Below are 14,852 nucleotides of genomic sequence, written 5' to 3' on the forward strand. Positions count from 1 at the left end.
GTCGAAGTCATGCTCCGCCAAGCGAGTCTGCGCAAGCGACGCGGTGAACTGGTGTCCCTTCAACTCCAGGCGCAACAGCGCAACTGGGAACGCATCTTCGACACCATCGTCCGTGTCGACGGGCCGTTGGCGAAGGACATCGCCGAGATCACGGGTCTGGGTGGCAGCACGGTGACCGGGGTGTTGCAGCGGATGGAGGAGAAGAACCTGATCACCCGCACGCCCCTCGTCTCCGACGGGTCCAGGCGGGTCGGGCGGTCCGCCCCGGTCCGCGTCGTCGCGGGCAGGCACTACCTCGCCGGGGTGGAGATCCGCCGGGACGGCCTGACCGGTCTGATCGTCGACCTGCGCGGCGAGCCGGTCGGCGAACCGCGGGAACTCGCGCTGGCGCCGGTTCGCGGGCCGATGGACGTCGACGTCCTGGTCGACGGCGTGCGCGACCTCGTCGACGAACTGACCGCGAACCTGCGCGAACTGCGGGACGACGCGCAGGCACCACTGCTGGGCCTGGGTGTCGAACTGGGCGGCCACATCGACGGTCGCAGCGGCGAGGTGGTCCGTTCCCCCGACCTCCAGTGGGGGGAGCACTGGGCCATCCCTCGGGTGCCCCTGCGCCGACTGCTGCGGGCGGCGACCCGGCTGCACACCGTCGTCGACAACGACGCGAACGCCCTCGGCACGGCCCAGAGATGGTTCGGTGCCGCCCGCAACGACGACTCGTTCCTCACGGTGCTCGTCACCAGGGACGGGGTCGGCGCATCCGAATTCCGCGACGGCGAGCCCCATCGGGGGGCGACCGGCAAGGCCGGCGAACTCGGCCACATAGTCGCCGTCCCGGGTGGTGAGCCGTGTCGGTGCGGAAATCGGGGGTGCGTGGAGGCCATGGCCACGGCGTCGGCGATCGTGCAGGCGGCGGAGGCCGCGGACCTGGCCGAGGCCAGAGCACGCGCCGCCGACAACGACTCCCGCGCCCGCAGGGCCTTCGCCGAGGCCGGCACCGCCCTCGGGCGCGGACTGGCCTCGATGATCACCTGTTCCGACCCGGCGAAGATCATCTTCACCGGCGACGCCGTCACCGCGTCGGAGTCGGACGCACACCGGCTCGTGCTGTACAGCGACGATTATCACGAGGCGATGCTCCGCGCCGTCGACGAGTACACCGTGTTCTCCGGCCCACCGCCGGATGCCTTCCTGGTCATCCAGGACCGGGAACACTGGAACGGCCCCCGCGGCGCGGCAACCATGATCATCCGCGACGTCATCGTGGGCGCCGTGAACGTCGGGCCGAACCGGGCCTAGACCTGCCGGGATCCACCGGATCGGGCCCAAGCCCGGCTCGGGATTCCCCGGATCGGGCCCAAGCACCGGCCCGGATCCCCCGGAGCGGGTCCGGGTCCGGGCGCGAATGCGTCCCGACTCGAACCGCAAAAACGCGCACGGCGTCGGGCGCCGCGTCGACACGCGGGTCCGGCCCGGCGCGTCCACCCCTTCCCGCACCACCCCAACATCACCGGTCGGAGCCTGCGCCCATGTCTGAACACACCCTTTCGGTTCCCGTGCAGAGCGCGGCACCGCCCACTCCCGGTCTCGCGATCGGCCTCGACATCGGCGGCACCAAGATCGCCGGCGGTGTCGTGACCCGGTCGGGGGAGATCCTGCGGCACCTGCGCATCCCCACACCCCCCGGGCGGGACGGGACGCCCCTGGCCCTGCTGGACCTCATCACCCGCCTTCGGGCCGAGTACCCGGCGATCGAAGCGATCGGGGTGGGCGCCGCAGGAATGGTCGAGTGGCCCGCCGGACTGCTGCGCTGGGCGCCGAACAACGACTACCAGGAACTCCCGTTGCGGGCCCTGCTGGTCGAACGCACCGGCCTTCCGGTCGTCGTGGAGAACGACGCCAACGCCGCAGCGTGGGCCGAAGCGCGCCTCGGCCGCGGTGCCGGGCACGACAACGTGGTCGTCCTCACCGTGGGCACCGGCATCGGTGGCGGGCTGATTCTCGACGGGGCCCTCTATCGCGGACACACCGGCATCGGCTCCGAGGTCGGTCACATCATCGTCAACCCGGCAGGCGGCGACGTCTGCGGCTGTGGGGCGACCGGTTGCCTGGAGGCTCAGGCTTCGGGAACGGCACTCGGACGGATGGCCCGCGAAGCCGTCGCCGCCGACCCCGAGGGTGCGCTGGCGGGCTACGCCACCGGCCCCGACCGGGTGACCGGCGAGACGGTCTTCGCCGCCGCCGAACAGGGCGACCCCACGGCGCGGGCCCTGTTCGACCGGCTCGGCTTCTGGCTCGGCACCGGCATCGCCTCGCTCGTCAACATCTTCGACCCCGAGATCGTCGTCATCGGGGGAAGCCTGGGAGCCACGGGGGAGCACCTGTTCCGTCCCACCCGGGCCGGCTTCGAACGTTTCGTCGTCGCCCGGGAACACCGAAAGGTGCCCCCGATCGTGCCCGCCAGTCTCGGCACCGAGGCGGGCATCGTCGGCGCCGCCCTCCTTGCCCTGGACCAACTCCCGCTGGACCGGGCCGACTTCGCGAACAGCGGGGCAACCGTCGGCTGACCCCCGCCGCCGAACCCGATGCGGCCGTGAGCGCGGGCGCCGGGCGATGGGCAGGCGACTGCGGGTGGCCGCCGGAAACGTGCCGCCACCCGCAAGTCCCCCTTCGGCCCCGAGACAGCGGAGGCGATCCGGCTCGGCCGTGCGGAATCGGAGGCGGCACCCGCCGCCGGCCTCCCGGTCGGTTCCGGTGGCCGACCCGGTCCGACGTCGGTTCGGGTGGGCGATCCGTGCCGAAGCCCGTTCCGGTGTCGGGCCGGGTCCGCACCCGTTCCGGTGGGCGACCCGCCCGACGGCGGTTACGGCGCGATCGCTTGTCCCGCGATCGGTTCCGGGCCGTCGGTTCGGGCGCCGGACAGGATGGCGTCGAGCAGGCCGGGATAGCGCGCGTCCAGGTCGTCGCGGCGCAGCGAGAGCAGGTTCTCCCGGCCGGACGGGTGTTGCCAGATGACGCCGCTGTCCCGGAGTACGCGCCAGTGGTGCGTCATGGTCGACTTCGAGGTCACGCCCAGCACGGCCAGCACGCTGCCGCAGTTGTGCTCGCCGCCGGCGTCGAGCACCCGTACGGCGCCCAGGCGGAGCGGATTGCCGAGCGCCGAAAGCACGTTCTCGATCCGGATCCGATCACGGTCCGGGTGGCGAAAGCTCATTCTCCCACTGTACAGCGACATTCGAACAATCGCTTGGCGCGGGCCACTTCACCTGCGCGAATACCGTCTTGGCGCGCCCTGAAACGGTCCCGGTCGAGGGGATCGGCCTTGCCGGACCGTCCGACTGTACGCAATCATTCGTACGGTCGCGATCGGCCGGGCGTCCCTGCCCGTCGGTCGCCGGAACCACGACCGAGACCCGATCACGTGACCCGCGAAGGGGCGTACTCGCATGTCCACTTCATCCGCACCGGCGTCGCCGGGGGCGACCTCCGGCACCGCCGGACGACACCTCGGCTGGACGCTGGCGCTGTTGGCCCTGGCACAACTGATCTACGCCCTCGACCTGAACATCGTCTTCGTCGCACTTCCCGAGATCGGCGCGGACCTGGGCTTCCCCGGTCAGACCCAGCAACTGGTGGTCAGCGCATACGTCGTCTTCGCGGGCGGCTTTCTGCTCGTCGGCGGCCGGGCGGCGGACCTGCTCGGGCGCCGGCGGACCTTCGTCGTCGCCCTGCTCGTCTACGCGCTGTCCTCGCTGGCGGGCGGCCTGGCCGCCGACTCGGGCACGATCATCGCCGCGCGCGCCGTGCAGGGCATCGGCGGCGCGCTGTTGCTGCCGGCCACCCTGTCGCTGATCAACACGCTCTTCGAGGAGGGACCCAAGCGCAATCGGGCGCTCGCGGTCTGGGGCGGCGCCGGAGCCAGTGGGCTGACCATCGGTGCACTGCTCGGCGGCGTACTCACCGAGAACTTCGGCTGGCCGGCCGTGTTCTTCGTCAACGTCCCGCTTGCCGGATTGGCCGCGCTGGCCGCGCTGTTCGTGATCCCGCGCGATCCGGCCCGAGGGGCGCGGCGTCGGTTCGACCTCCCCGGTGCGTGCAGCGTGACGGCGGGCTCCACTCTGCTGGTGGCCGCGCTGGTCGAGGGGCCGGAACTGGGTTGGGGCAGCCCGCCGGTGGTCGGCGCGTTCGTGCTCGCCGCCCTGCTGCTCGGGCTGTTCGCCGCCGTCGAGGCGCGCACGGCCGACCCGTTGATGCCCTTCCGGTTGTTCCGCAACCGCAGTCTCACCGTCGGGATGAGCATCACGTTCATCTACATGGCCACCTTCGGCGTGTTGCCGTACTTCCTCACCGTGTTGATGCAAAGCGTGCACGGCTACAGCGCGTTGGAGACCGGACTCGCGTTCCTGATTCCCTCGGTCGCGATCGCTGCCGGCACCCAACTCGGCGAGCGGTCGGCCACCGGGATCGGCACCCGCCGCACGTTGCTGATCGGCTTCGTGATCGGCGCGGTGGGCACGGCCGGGCTCGCCGCGGGGTTCGATGCGGACGCCGGCTACGGCCTGCTCGTACCCGGGCTGGTGGTCTCCGGCATCGGTCAGGGCATCGTGTGGACCGCGATGTGGATCGCCGCCGCCACCGGCACCTCGGCGCAGGAGCAGGGCGTCGCCAACGGGATCGCCTCCACCGCGCTCAATCTCGGCAACGCGATCGGCCTCGCCGTGTTCACCGCGATTGCCGACATCGGCACCGGCGGCAGGACCGGTGACGCCCTGCGCACCGCCACCGCCGACGGCGAGCTCCTGGTGGTCCTGCTCACCGCCGCGGGCATGATCGGCGGCCTGCTCGTCACATTGGCCCTGCGCCGGCAACGCGACGGCGCGGGCGACTCGACGACGGCCGTCGGGACACCCGCGGACGGCGAGGCACTCGCCACCCGCTGACCGGCCCGAGTCCGGTGACCGTGCGCACCCGGTGGAACTTCGCCATCCGGTCCGGCGACGCCGCGGACGGCCGACGCGCCGAGCGTCGACCGTCCGCGCCGGCTCCGGGCGCAAGCGACGGCCGGACGGCCCGGACGGCGCGGCGCTCGACTTGGACGCGGAAGAACGGACCGGGGCGGGTGCGCATCGCTCACATGTCGAACAGGGCGCTGACGCTTTCGCCGTTGTGGATGCGGCGGACGGCCTCGGCGAGGGCCGGGGCGATGGACAGGACCCGGAGCTTGTCGGTGTGTTCACCGGCGGGGATCGGGACCGTGTTGGTGCAGACGATCTCCAGCACATCGGGCTGGTCGGACAGGCGCTTGAGCGCACCGGCCGCGAACAGGCCGTGCGTACACGCGACGCGGATCGAGCGGGCACCCAACTCGCGCAGCCGATCCAGCAGTTCCAGTACGGTGCTGCCCTTGGCGATCTCGTCGTCCAGGACGATCACGTCCCGCCCGGCGACCTCGCCGATCACCGCGCTGATCGCCACCCGGTCGTCGGCGAAGCGCTGCTTGGCGCCGGCGGCGACCTGGGCGCCGAGCATCCGGGCGAAGGCGGCGGCCTCCTTGGCGTTGCCCAGGTCGGGCGAGACCACGGTGGTGTTGGACAGGTCGTAGCGCCGGAAGTGGTCGGCCAACTCGCGCAGCGCGTGCAGGTGGTCGACCGGAACCGAGAAGAACCCGTGCACCTGCGGCGAGTGCAGCGTCATCGCCAGCACCCGGCTCGCACCCGAGGCGACCATCAGGTCGGCGACCAACCGGCCGCCGATCGAGATGCGCGGCGCGTCCTTCTTGTCCGAGCGGGCGTAGGCGTAGTGCGGCATCACCACGGTGATCCGGCCCGCCGAGGCGCCGCGCGCGGCGTCGCACATCAGCAACAACTCGACCAGGTTCTCCTGGACCGGCGCGACCAGTGGCTGGATCAGGAAGACGTCGTGTTCGCGGCAGTTGGCCTGAAGTTGCACCTCCAGGCAGTCGTTCGCGAATCTGTTCACCCGGGTCGGACTGAGCGGGACACCCAGGTGCGCACAAACCTGGGCGGCCAGTTGAGGATGTGCGCTTCCGCTGAACACGGCGATCTCTCGCACGAACGCTCCTTGTTCCGGTCGAATCGCTGTCGCCATCGAGTCGCAGTCGTCGGCCCGCCGCCAAGAACGATCACCATCGCGGCACCGGCCCGCCGCCACATGCTACGGGCCGACCCCCGAGCCCCCGAAACCCCGAACGCCACGGCCCACACCTCACAACGGCGCTGCACGATAATGCGCCGCGTGAAGACATTACGAACAGTGGTCGTGGGTACGGCGATGATCGTCGTCGTCATCGAAGCCGTCTGGGCCTTCGGGTTCGTGCTGTTCCTGGGCGACGCGATGATTTTCGGCCTGGGCCCGGAGGACGGTGCCGCGCCGCCGAGCGAGCGCGAGGTCCTGCCGACGCGCATCCTGATGTGGACCGTGGTCGCGGGTGCCCTGGTGCAGGCCGCGTGGGTGTGGAGGTCGCTCGGTCGCCGGTTGGAGGTGCGCGGCAGCGCGCCGTGGGGCATCGGGTGCGCGATCGTCGCGCACATCGTGGTGAGCGTGCTGTCGGTGGTGGACGGCTCCGGGTGGGCAGCGTGGGTGTTGTGGTTGCCACTGTGTCTGCTGCTGCTCGCGGGAGCACTCACGCGCGACGACGGGGCTCGGACGACCGGGATCGTCACCGCGGCCTGAGGCCGCTCGGCTGCCGGCCGGGTCCGCTTCGCCTTCGTGCCGCGCGATCCGCGCGAACGGATCCGGCCGGCGGGCTGCTCGGCCGGGGATCGACGACCCGCCCTACGGCAGTCGGGCGCCGATCCGCAGCAGTACGTCGCCCGAGCCGTCGGGCGACCGGTGCACCGACCACACTCGTTCGGAGATGGTGGTGCCGCGTTCGGTGCCGTATTCGGCCACCCACAACGTCACGTGTTCGTCCGTGTCGACCAGCACCTGGGCCGTCGTCCGCGAGCCGTCCGCGAACAGCAGGTCGCCCGGCGTCGTCCCGACCCGGTGCGGATCGGTGGTCCCCGGCGCGTGCACCCGCACCAGGCTGCCCGGATACAGGTGTGAACCCGCGGCCCGCAGGACGGGTCGCTCGACGGCGTCGCTCACGCGTGCCGCTCCTTCCCTCGGGTACGCAGCTCGCGCACCGTGACCATCGGACCCCAGCGGCCCATGCGGTCGCGTACCAGTGGATAGCAGGCCAGGCCCGGCAGCACCGAGGTGAAGTGCCCGACGTCGGGGAACGTCCGGCCTCGGGTGCTGCGGGCGTGCGACACGGCCGGCTCCTCGTCGGACCCGCCGGGTGGACCCGGTGGCCGTCCGCTGCTCGATGGGCGGGGTGGGCCCGGCGTTCGTGCCGAATCCCCGGCCCATCCAACGCCATCGAGCCCCCCGGCGCTCCCGGTGCTGCGCCCAACGGGTGACCCGCGATTCGGCCGACCGGGCACCCGCGCGGCCGAACTCCCCGGCGGTCAGGCCCAGTCCCAGCCGATGCCCACGAGCCCGGGGCCGACGTCCTGTTCGGCCAGGTGGACCACGCAGTGGCTGCCGTTGAGGGTCAGGTCGCGCCGGTCGGTGCGGGGGGCGCCCGCCGTGCTTCGGGTGAAGCGTCGGCAGTGGACCGGCAGGGCGGCGGGATCGAAGCGCACCTGGAGCACGTATTGCCCGCACGGGAAGGTGAAGCCGCGGACATACTCGTCACTGGGCCCGCCGGTGCCGTCCTCGAAGCCGTAGCCGAAGACGTAGGTGTCGCCGGACCGCAACCGTGCGTCGAACAACAATTCGGCCACCAACACCGCCGCGTCCCGATTCCAACGCACCCGCCCCACCCGGCAGTTCTCCGTCGCCCGAACCCGGACCTGCTCGGGTGCGCAGCCTCGGTCGCCGATGTGGATGGCGAGGTAGCGGTCCACCCCGTCGCGATGCGCGCGGACCACGTGTTGCGAAGCGCGGTCCAGGAGTTCGCGGCGGGCCCCGACCCGGACCTGTTCGAGCTGACACACCGTGTGCAGGCCGCCGTCCGCCGGTGACTCCAGGTCGGTCAACAACCGGCCCAGCGTGCCGGGCTGTTCCATCACCACCCGGTAGGAGCGCGACGCGGGGCGCGGGGTGACCTCCGGCTCCAACAACCTGGTCAGTGCGTGCGGCGGCAGGTCGAGCACCTCCTCCAACGCCCGTACCGCGCGCAACGATTCGGCGCGCTGCGGCCGGCGCGCGCCCTGTTGCCAGTAGCTGAGGCTGGTCACCCCGACCTGCACGCCCCGCTGGGCCAGCCGGTGCTGCACCCGGTGCAGGGCTAGGCCGCGGGCGGCCAGCGCCGCGCGCAAGGCCAGATGGAACGGACCCGCGCGCAGGGCCCGCGCCAACTCCGCCTCGACCGGCTCGCCCCGGGTATCGGTCCGCGACATCGCTCGCCTCCCTTGTGAACGTTCACCGCGGACCGGTCGGGATCGGCGCTCGCGACCGAGGTGTTCCAGCGGACCGGTCACGCCTCGTTCACACACCGGTCCAGGCGTTCACACCACCGCTTCACCCCGCATTGAAGCGTCTTGAACACACCGCGACAACACCCGATGCTCCACCTTGCAGCGTCCGGACGCGCACCACGCCCCACCCCGTCCCTCCAGCACGGAAGGAACGCCATGACTCGAACGTCCCCACGCACGGGCCGCATATCCGGCCGTCGAACCTCGGCCCTGACCCTCGCGGTGGTCGCCCTGCTCTCGGCGCTGCTCGCGGTGCCCTCCGCCGCTTCCGCCTCGACCGCGGGCAACTCCGCGCCGCTTGCCTCGGCACCGACCTCGACGGAGCAGGCGCAACCGCTCGCGCTCGCCGCCAAGAGGCTGAACATCACCATGCAGGCCCAGCAGAAGAGCAACTGGTGCTGGGCGGGTTCGGGCAACACCATCGCGACCTGGTACGGGCGCAACTACAGCCAGAACCAGTTCTGCAACGCGGCATTCGGCCGTTCGCAGAGCACCGAGTGTCCCAACTCCCAGGCCACGCTGGGCAACGTGCAGAGCGGGCTGCGCTGGGCCGGGATCAACTCCGGTTCCTACGTGACCGGTTGGCTGCAATACAGCACGGTGCAGACCGAGATCAACGCGGACCGGCCGATCGAGACCCGGATCCAGTGGTCCTCCGGCGGCGGGCACATGCACGTGATCTACGGCTACGACACCGCGCAGAGCTGGGTCTACTGGGGCGACCCGTGGCCGAGCAGCACCCGCTACAACTGGGCCTCGCACAACTGGTACGTGAACAACAACGAGTTCTCCTGGACCCACTCGCTCTACCGGATCGGAGCGTGACGCCATGACCGGAGGCGGCATCAAGCGCCTGTTCGCGGCGGGCACCCTCGCGGCGGCGCTCACCCTGACGCTCACCCCGCAGGCCGCGCACGCCGCGCCCGTACCCGCGCCGCCGGCGCCGGACGCGATCAGCATGGGCAGCGCGCGCGACGTGATCGCGGCGCCCGGCACGCTCGACACGTTGTCCAGGTTCTTCGCCCGCGACGGCGCGCTCGCCGCGGCGGACGCGGCGCCCCGGATCGAGGGCGACGTGGTCGCCGTGTACACGTTGGCCCCGGAGTTCGTCGCGGCCCGGCCGGGGGCTCGGCCGGTGCCGATCGCCCGGCAGGAGTTCCTGGCCGCCACGGTGGTGGCCGCGGACGGTCGCCGGGCGTCGGTGTGGACGGCCGACACCCCGGCCGGCCGGCAGGTGGTCAACATCGCGGATGGTGACGACGAGGCCCGATACGCCGCGGCGGGCGCGAGCCTGTCGTCCGGTGGCATGGTCTTCCGCGAGCCGCAGATCAACGCCTGGTTCGTGCAGAGCGGCGACCGGGTGTTGCCGCTGAACGCCGACGCGAAGCGTGTGGTCGGCGCCGGCGGGACGAGTGTCTCGGCCTACCACGACCGGGTACACCGGGCCTACGCGGACAAGTTGCCCGGCTCCGGTTACGACGCCAAGGGCCTGGCCGGCGGCTTCGGGCCGAACGACACCGGTTCGGGCACCGCACGCCCGGCCGACGACCCGTTCGGCGTCGGACCGACCGCGCTCGCCGGGGTGGGCCTGCTGGGCGTCGCCGGCGTGGGCGGCGTGCTGGTCACGGTTCGGCGGCGCCGCGGCTGATCCGCCGCTCGGTGCCTTCCGGCCGGGCGGGGTCGACGCTCCCCACGTCGACCCCGTTCGGCCGGCCCCGCCACGACCGCACCCGCGTCCGCCGAGCATGCGGGCGTGGGCGCGGTCGTTCCGCCGGACGGGCCTACATGCGCTCGGGCGTCTCGATGCCCAGCAGGTCCAGGCCGCGCGCCAGAGTGCGGGCGGTCAGGTCGCACAGGATCAACCGCGAGCGTCGGACCTCGCCCTCCGAGCGCAACACCGGACACTCCTCGAAGAACCCGGTGAACGTGGTGGCCAAGGCGAACAGGTGGTGGGCGAGGCGGTGGAAGTCCGACGACTCGCCGACCTCCTCGACCACGTCCGGGAAGGCCAGGAGCCTTAGGGCCAGCGCCCGTTCGGCCGGCTCCCGGATCACCAGGGGCCCGGCCGCCGAAGGTGCCTCGCCACCGGCCTTCCGCAGGATCGAACGGGTCCGGGCATGCGCGTATTGAAGATACGGCGCGGTGTTGCCGTCGAAGGACAACATCCGGTCGTAGTCGAAGCGATAGTCCTTGCGTCGATCCCCGGACAGATCCGCGTACTTCACCGCACCGATGCCGACCGCCCGGGCCACCGCCGCACGTTCGTCCGGGTCCAGGTCCGGGTTCTTCTCGGCGATCGTGGCGGCGGCCCGGGTCACCGCCTCGTCGAGCAGGTCCATCAGCTTGATCGAGGCCCCGGCCCGGGTGCGCAGGATCTTCCCGTCGGAGCCCAGGACGTAGCCGAAGTCGACGTGCTCGACCCGCGGGCCTGCGGCGCCCCGGCCCACGGCCCGCGCGGGGGTCGCATCGTCCCGGTCCGCATCCCGCGCCCGCGCACCATGCCAGCCCGCGTCCCGCGCCGTCGCGAAGACCATCTCCAGATGCCCGCTCTGCGGTGTGCCCACCACATACAACAGCCGGTCCGCCGCCAGGTCCCGCAACCGATGCCGCAGGGTGGCCAGATCGGTGGCGGCGTATCCGAAGCCGCCGTCGCCCTTGCGCACGATCAGCGGCAGCGGTTCGCCGTCGCGATTGACGAACCCCGCCGGGAAGACGCACTGCGCGCCGGCGCTCTCCCGGAGCAACCCCAGCTCGGCCAACTCCTCGACCAGCGGCGGCAGTCGATCGTTGTAGCTGCTCTCCCCGCAGAAGTCGTCCGCGGTGAGCCGCACACCGAGGCGGGCATAGACGGCCATGAAGTACTTCTTCGATTCGGTCACCAGGATCCGCCACAACCGCAGCGTGGTCGGATCGCCCGCCTGCAACGCGACCACCCGCTCGCGGGACCGGACCCGGAACGCCTCGTCCGCGTCGAACGCCCGCCGCGCGGCCTGGTAGAACCCGGTCAGATCGCCGACCGAGAGTTCGTGCGCGGCCTCGGACTCACCGACGTCCAGGAGGTGTTCGATCAGCATGCCGAACGGCGTGCCCCAGTCGCCGAGATGGTTGCGGCGCAGCACCGTGTGGCCCTGCCATTCCAGCACCCGCACGGCCGCGTCGCCGATGATCGTCGAGCGCAGGTGGCCGACGTGCATCTCCTTGGCGGTGTTCGGGCCCGAGTAGTCGACGACGATCGTCTCGGGCCGGGCGGTACGCGGCACGCCCAAGCGTTCGTCGGCCGCGATCGCGGCGAGCAGCCGGCCGAGGGCGGTCGGCGCGAGGGTGAGCTCGACGAAGCCGGGTCCGTTGATCCGCACCGCCGAACACAGGTCGTCCAGCTCGGCGTACCGGAGCACCTCGGCCGCGATCTCACGCGCGTCGCGGCCCAGGCGTCGGCCCAGGGCCAGGGCCCCGTCGCACTGGAAGTCCGCGTGCCGGCCGCGACGCAGCACGGGATCGGCGGGCATGCCCGCGACCCGTGCGAACGCCGGGGCCAGCCGCTCGATGAGCAGCTTCTCCGGAGTGACCATGCGGGGAAGCTAGCCCACCGGGCCCGCCGGATTCATGTCATTTTCCCGAGTCGGCGGGGGAGCGGGGTGGGTCAACGGGTCCCGGGTGTCCGGTCGGAGCGGGTGATCCGGTCGAGTTCCGCGTCGAGCGTGCGGGTCGCGGCGGTGGCGTTCAGCCGCTCGGGGTAGAGCAGGACGTGCAGGCTCAGGCCGTCGATCATGGCCAGCAACTCGGCCGTGGTCCGGTCCACGTCGACGTCGTCGATCAGTTCGCCGTTGTCCCGGGCGTCGCGCAGGACACCGCGGACGATCACGCTCAGGTCCTCGCGTTCGCGGCGGTTGCTTTCGGCGACCTTCGGGGCGACCAGGCTGCGATGCCACACGGCCGCTTCGAGCACGCTCTCCCGGTGGCGTTCCTCGTCCAGGGGCAGCAGGTCGGCCAGGCCGGCGCGCAGCGCGTCCAGGCCGAAGCGGCCGGCGGTGAGGTCGAAGAAGCGGCGGGCGATCCGGCGATGGGACCAGTGCACGGCGGCGAGCAACACGTCGTCGGCATCGGCGAGGTCGAGCTCCGCCGGCGGGCACTCCAGGGCCGCGGCCACCTCCTCGGGTTCGACCGCACCACCACCCTTGGCCGACACGAGTCGGAACGCGGCGGCGCGCACTCGGTCCTGGTCATGGGCAGCATCCTTGGGACCCGGCATGCCGGCAGCTTAGAGCCTGCCCCACCGATATCGGCGGACCCGACACCCTCCGCGCCCCGCGTGCCCGCCACCACCGCGGTCCCGGGGACGGGGGCTACAACACCAGGGACAGCAGGAGCACGAAGCCGCCCCCGACCACCGAGATGATGGTTTCCATCAGCGACCAGGTCTTCACGGTCTGGCCCACGCTCATCCCGAAGTATTCCTTGACCAGCCAGAATCCCGCGTCGTTGAGGTGGCTGAAGAACAGCGAGCCCGAGCCCACGGCCAGCACGAGCAGGGCGGTGTGGGTGCTGCTCATGTCCGCGGCCAGGGGCGCCACCAGGCCCGCGGCCGAAATGGTGGCCACCGTCGCCGAGCCGGTGGCCAGCCGGATCGCCACCGCGATCAACCACGCCAGCAGCAGCGGCGAGACGGCCCAGTCCTGGGATATGTCCAGGATCATCCGGCCGACGCCCACGTCGACCAGGGTTTGCTTGAAGCCGCCGCCCGCGCCGACGATCAGCAGGATGCCGGCGATCGGCAGCAGCGCCTTCTCCACCGTGCCGGACAACCGGTCCTTGGTGAATCCGGCGGCCCGGCCGAGCGTGAACATCGCCACGATCACCGCCGAGAGCAGCGCGATCAGCGGCGAGCCGGCCACGTCGGCGACCCGCTGGACCCGGTTCGCGGGGTCGTCGACGACGATGTCGACCAGCGCCTTGCCGAGCATCAGCACCACCGGGAGCAGCACCGTGCCCACCGTGACGGCGAAGCTCGGCCGCCGCCCCGGGTCCACCGAGGGGCGTTCCGGGACCAGGTCCTGCGGCGGCTCGATATCCACCCAGCGCGCCGCGTACCGGCCGAACAGCGGACCGGCGACGGCCAGCGTCGGGATCGCCACGAGCACGCCCAGCGCGAGCACCACGCCCAGGTCGGCGTCGATCGCGTCGATGGCCGCGAGCGGTCCGGGATGCGGCGGGACCAGGCCGTGCATCACGGACAGGCCGGCCAGCGCCGGGATGCCCACCCGCATCAGCGAGTGGTTGCCGCGCTTGGCCACCAGGAGCACGACCGGGATCAGCAGCACCACGCCGACCTCGAAGAACAGCGGCAGGCCGATGATGCCCGCGATCAGCGCCATCGCCCAGGGCATGGTGCGATCGCTCGCCTTGGCCAGGATGGTGTCCACGATCTGGTCGGCGCCGCCGGAGTCGGCCAGCAACTTGCCCAGGATCGCGCCGAGCGCGATCAGTACACCCACACCCGCGACGGTGGAGCCCAGACCGGAGGTGAAACTGGCGATCGCCTTGTCCAGCGGCGCCGCCGCGACCGCGCCGAGCACCAGCGACCCGATGGTCAGCGCGAGGAAGGCGTGCAGCTTGAACCGGCCGATGAGCAGCACGATCACGCCGATGCCGACCAGGACCGCGAGGCCCAGTTGGGCGTGTCCGGCGGAGGTGATCGGTTCGGCCGGCGCCCCCGCCGCCAACGCCGGCAGGTCGATGGTGCTCACGAAATTCCCTGGTTCGTTTCGAGGCCGCGCAACGCGGCGACGGCCTGCTCGGTGATGGCGTCGGGGCCGGGCGCGACGTCGAGCGCGAGGCCCCGCTCGTCCGGCTCCAGTGCCTGCAGATCGGCGAACTGCGAGTCGAGCAGCGTCTCCGGCATGAAGTGGCCGGTCCGCTCGTGCAGCCGCGCGGCGATCAGCGCGCGGTCGCCGACCAGGTGGAGGGTGACCACCTCGGGCGCCACCCGGCGCAGCCGGTCGCGGTAGGCGCGTTTGAGCGCGGAGCAGCCGACCACGCCGCCGGAGCGCGCGTGTGCGGCGAGCCACTCGCCGATGGAGTCCAGCCACGGCGCGCGGTCCACGTCGTCCAACGGGATCCCGGCCGACATCTTGGCGATGTTGGCGGGCGGGTGGAAGTCGTCCGCGTCCGCGTAGGGCACCCGCAGTTCGGCGGCCAGCAGTCGGCCGACCGTGGACTTGCCCGTGCCGGACACACCCATGACCACCACGACCTGGGGGGCGTTCATCGATACCTCGCTGTCCTTGCCCGGCTCGTGTTCGGGCGCCGTCCCATACCCAAACGCATAGGTACTACTTAATCAAGCTCTTGAAGCAATTAAGTCATACA

15 protein-coding genes are annotated in these 14,852 nt (G+C 71.7%); 6 read left to right on the forward strand and 9 right to left on the reverse strand.

Going from position 1 to position 14,852, the window contains the following annotated elements:
- Nucleotides 1–9 precede the first annotated feature (9 nt).
- Nucleotides 10–1,299 carry an ROK family transcriptional regulator gene (locus ACH4U8_RS29165; protein ID WP_360317039.1) on the forward strand — a complete coding sequence of 430 codons (1,290 nt, stop codon included), beginning with the start codon at nucleotides 10–12 and terminating at the stop codon, nucleotides 1,297–1,299.
- Between the two features lie 230 nt (nucleotides 1,300–1,529).
- Nucleotides 1,530–2,567: an ROK family glucokinase gene (locus tag ACH4U8_RS29170; RefSeq protein WP_395781225.1), complete on the forward strand. Its 1,038-nt coding sequence runs from the start codon at nucleotides 1,530–1,532 to the stop codon at nucleotides 2,565–2,567.
- Between the two features lie 296 nt (nucleotides 2,568–2,863).
- Here ACH4U8_RS29170 and ACH4U8_RS29175 read toward each other — a convergent pair whose 3' ends face one another.
- On the reverse strand, nucleotides 2,864–3,214 hold the full coding sequence (locus ACH4U8_RS29175) for a helix-turn-helix transcriptional regulator (protein ID WP_360317045.1): 351 nt from the start codon (nucleotides 3,212–3,214) through the stop codon (nucleotides 2,864–2,866).
- A gap of 232 nt (nucleotides 3,215–3,446) precedes the next feature.
- Between ACH4U8_RS29175 and ACH4U8_RS29180 the strand changes: the two genes are divergently transcribed.
- Nucleotides 3,447–4,940: an MFS transporter gene (locus ACH4U8_RS29180; RefSeq protein WP_395781227.1), complete on the forward strand. Its 1,494-nt coding sequence runs from the start codon at nucleotides 3,447–3,449 to the stop codon at nucleotides 4,938–4,940.
- Between the two features lie 190 nt (nucleotides 4,941–5,130).
- Here ACH4U8_RS29180 and ACH4U8_RS29185 read toward each other — a convergent pair whose 3' ends face one another.
- Entirely contained in the window at nucleotides 5,131–6,072 is a 942-nt protein-coding gene (locus ACH4U8_RS29185; protein WP_360317050.1) for a ribose-phosphate pyrophosphokinase, read from the reverse strand.
- A 183-nt stretch (nucleotides 6,073–6,255) separates the two neighbouring features.
- On the opposite strand from ACH4U8_RS29185, the gene ACH4U8_RS29190 reads away from it, so the two are divergent.
- Nucleotides 6,256–6,693 (forward strand): hypothetical protein, encoded by a 438-nt coding sequence (locus tag ACH4U8_RS29190; RefSeq protein WP_395781229.1) that lies wholly within the window; start codon nucleotides 6,256–6,258, stop codon nucleotides 6,691–6,693.
- A gap of 102 nt (nucleotides 6,694–6,795) precedes the next feature.
- Here ACH4U8_RS29190 and ACH4U8_RS29195 read toward each other — a convergent pair whose 3' ends face one another.
- From ACH4U8_RS29195 to ACH4U8_RS29205, 3 genes are all read right to left on the reverse strand, one after another.
- On the reverse strand, nucleotides 6,796–7,110 hold the full coding sequence (locus tag ACH4U8_RS29195; RefSeq protein ID WP_360317055.1) for a hypothetical protein: 315 nt from the start codon (nucleotides 7,108–7,110) through the stop codon (nucleotides 6,796–6,798).
- Nucleotides 7,107–7,277, reverse strand: coding sequence for a rhomboid-like protein (locus ACH4U8_RS29200; protein ID WP_395781231.1), 171 nt, complete (start codon nucleotides 7,275–7,277; stop codon nucleotides 7,107–7,109). Before ACH4U8_RS29200 ends, ACH4U8_RS29195 begins: the two co-directional genes overlap by 4 nt.
- A gap of 195 nt (nucleotides 7,278–7,472) precedes the next feature.
- Nucleotides 7,473–8,408, reverse strand: coding sequence for a hypothetical protein (locus ACH4U8_RS29205; protein WP_395781233.1), 936 nt, complete (start codon nucleotides 8,406–8,408; stop codon nucleotides 7,473–7,475).
- 234 nt (nucleotides 8,409–8,642) lie between these two features.
- Between ACH4U8_RS29205 and ACH4U8_RS29210 the strand changes: the two genes are divergently transcribed.
- Together ACH4U8_RS29210 and ACH4U8_RS29215 are read left to right on the forward strand one after the other, a co-directional pair.
- On the forward strand, nucleotides 8,643–9,311 hold the full coding sequence (locus ACH4U8_RS29210; protein WP_360317062.1) for a papain-like cysteine protease family protein: 669 nt from the start codon (nucleotides 8,643–8,645) through the stop codon (nucleotides 9,309–9,311).
- A 4-nt stretch (nucleotides 9,312–9,315) separates the two neighbouring features.
- A complete protein-coding gene (locus ACH4U8_RS29215) occupies nucleotides 9,316–10,134 on the forward strand; it encodes a hypothetical protein (protein ID WP_395781235.1) in 819 nt (272 codons plus the stop codon).
- 133 nt (nucleotides 10,135–10,267) lie between these two features.
- Here the strand turns inward: ACH4U8_RS29215 and ACH4U8_RS29220 are convergent, their stop codons facing one another.
- From ACH4U8_RS29220 to ACH4U8_RS29235, 4 genes are all read right to left on the reverse strand, one after another.
- A complete protein-coding gene (locus tag ACH4U8_RS29220; RefSeq protein ID WP_395781237.1) occupies nucleotides 10,268–12,055 on the reverse strand; it encodes an arginine--tRNA ligase in 1,788 nt (595 codons plus the stop codon).
- Nucleotides 12,056–12,126: 71 nt separating this feature from the next.
- Nucleotides 12,127–12,735, reverse strand: coding sequence for a TetR family transcriptional regulator C-terminal domain-containing protein (locus ACH4U8_RS29225; RefSeq protein WP_395781239.1), 609 nt, complete (start codon nucleotides 12,733–12,735; stop codon nucleotides 12,127–12,129).
- Between the two features lie 94 nt (nucleotides 12,736–12,829).
- Nucleotides 12,830–14,230, reverse strand: coding sequence for a gluconate:H+ symporter (locus tag ACH4U8_RS29230; protein ID WP_395781241.1), 1,401 nt, complete (start codon nucleotides 14,228–14,230; stop codon nucleotides 12,830–12,832).
- Nucleotides 14,227–14,751, reverse strand: a complete 525-nt coding sequence (locus tag ACH4U8_RS29235) for a gluconokinase (RefSeq protein WP_360317077.1) — start codon at nucleotides 14,749–14,751, stop codon at nucleotides 14,227–14,229. The genes ACH4U8_RS29230 and ACH4U8_RS29235 overlap by 4 nt, the downstream gene beginning before the upstream one ends.
- Between the last annotated feature and the right edge of the window lie 101 nt (nucleotides 14,752–14,852).

It is taken from the genome of Embleya sp. NPDC020886 (genome assembly GCF_044333915.1).
Taxonomy (GTDB): domain Bacteria; phylum Actinomycetota; class Actinomycetes; order Streptomycetales; family Streptomycetaceae; genus Embleya.

Excerpts from the sequence above, each read along its gene's own strand:
- ACH4U8_RS29165 (WP_360317039.1), top strand. The coding sequence starts at position 10 with ATGCTCCGCCAAGCGAGTCTGCGCAAGCGACGCGGTGAACTGGTGTCC.
- ACH4U8_RS29170 (WP_395781225.1), top strand. The coding sequence starts at position 1,530 with ATGTCTGAACACACCCTTTCGGTTCCCGTGCAGAGCGCGGCACCGCCC.
- ACH4U8_RS29175 (WP_360317045.1), bottom strand. The coding sequence starts at position 3,214 with ATGAGCTTTCGCCACCCGGACCGTGATCGGATCCGGATCGAGAACGTG.
- ACH4U8_RS29180 (WP_395781227.1), top strand. The coding sequence starts at position 3,447 with ATGTCCACTTCATCCGCACCGGCGTCGCCGGGGGCGACCTCCGGCACC.
- ACH4U8_RS29205 (WP_395781233.1), bottom strand. The coding sequence starts at position 8,408 with ATGTCGCGGACCGATACCCGGGGCGAGCCGGTCGAGGCGGAGTTGGCG.
- ACH4U8_RS29210 (WP_360317062.1), top strand. The coding sequence starts at position 8,643 with ATGACTCGAACGTCCCCACGCACGGGCCGCATATCCGGCCGTCGAACC.
- ACH4U8_RS29215 (WP_395781235.1), top strand. The coding sequence starts at position 9,316 with ATGACCGGAGGCGGCATCAAGCGCCTGTTCGCGGCGGGCACCCTCGCG.
- ACH4U8_RS29220 (WP_395781237.1), bottom strand. The coding sequence starts at position 12,055 with ATGGTCACTCCGGAGAAGCTGCTCATCGAGCGGCTGGCCCCGGCGTTC.
- ACH4U8_RS29225 (WP_395781239.1), bottom strand. The coding sequence starts at position 12,735 with ATGCCGGGTCCCAAGGATGCTGCCCATGACCAGGACCGAGTGCGCGCC.
- ACH4U8_RS29235 (WP_360317077.1), bottom strand. The coding sequence starts at position 14,751 with ATGAACGCCCCCCAGGTCGTGGTGGTCATGGGTGTGTCCGGCACGGGC.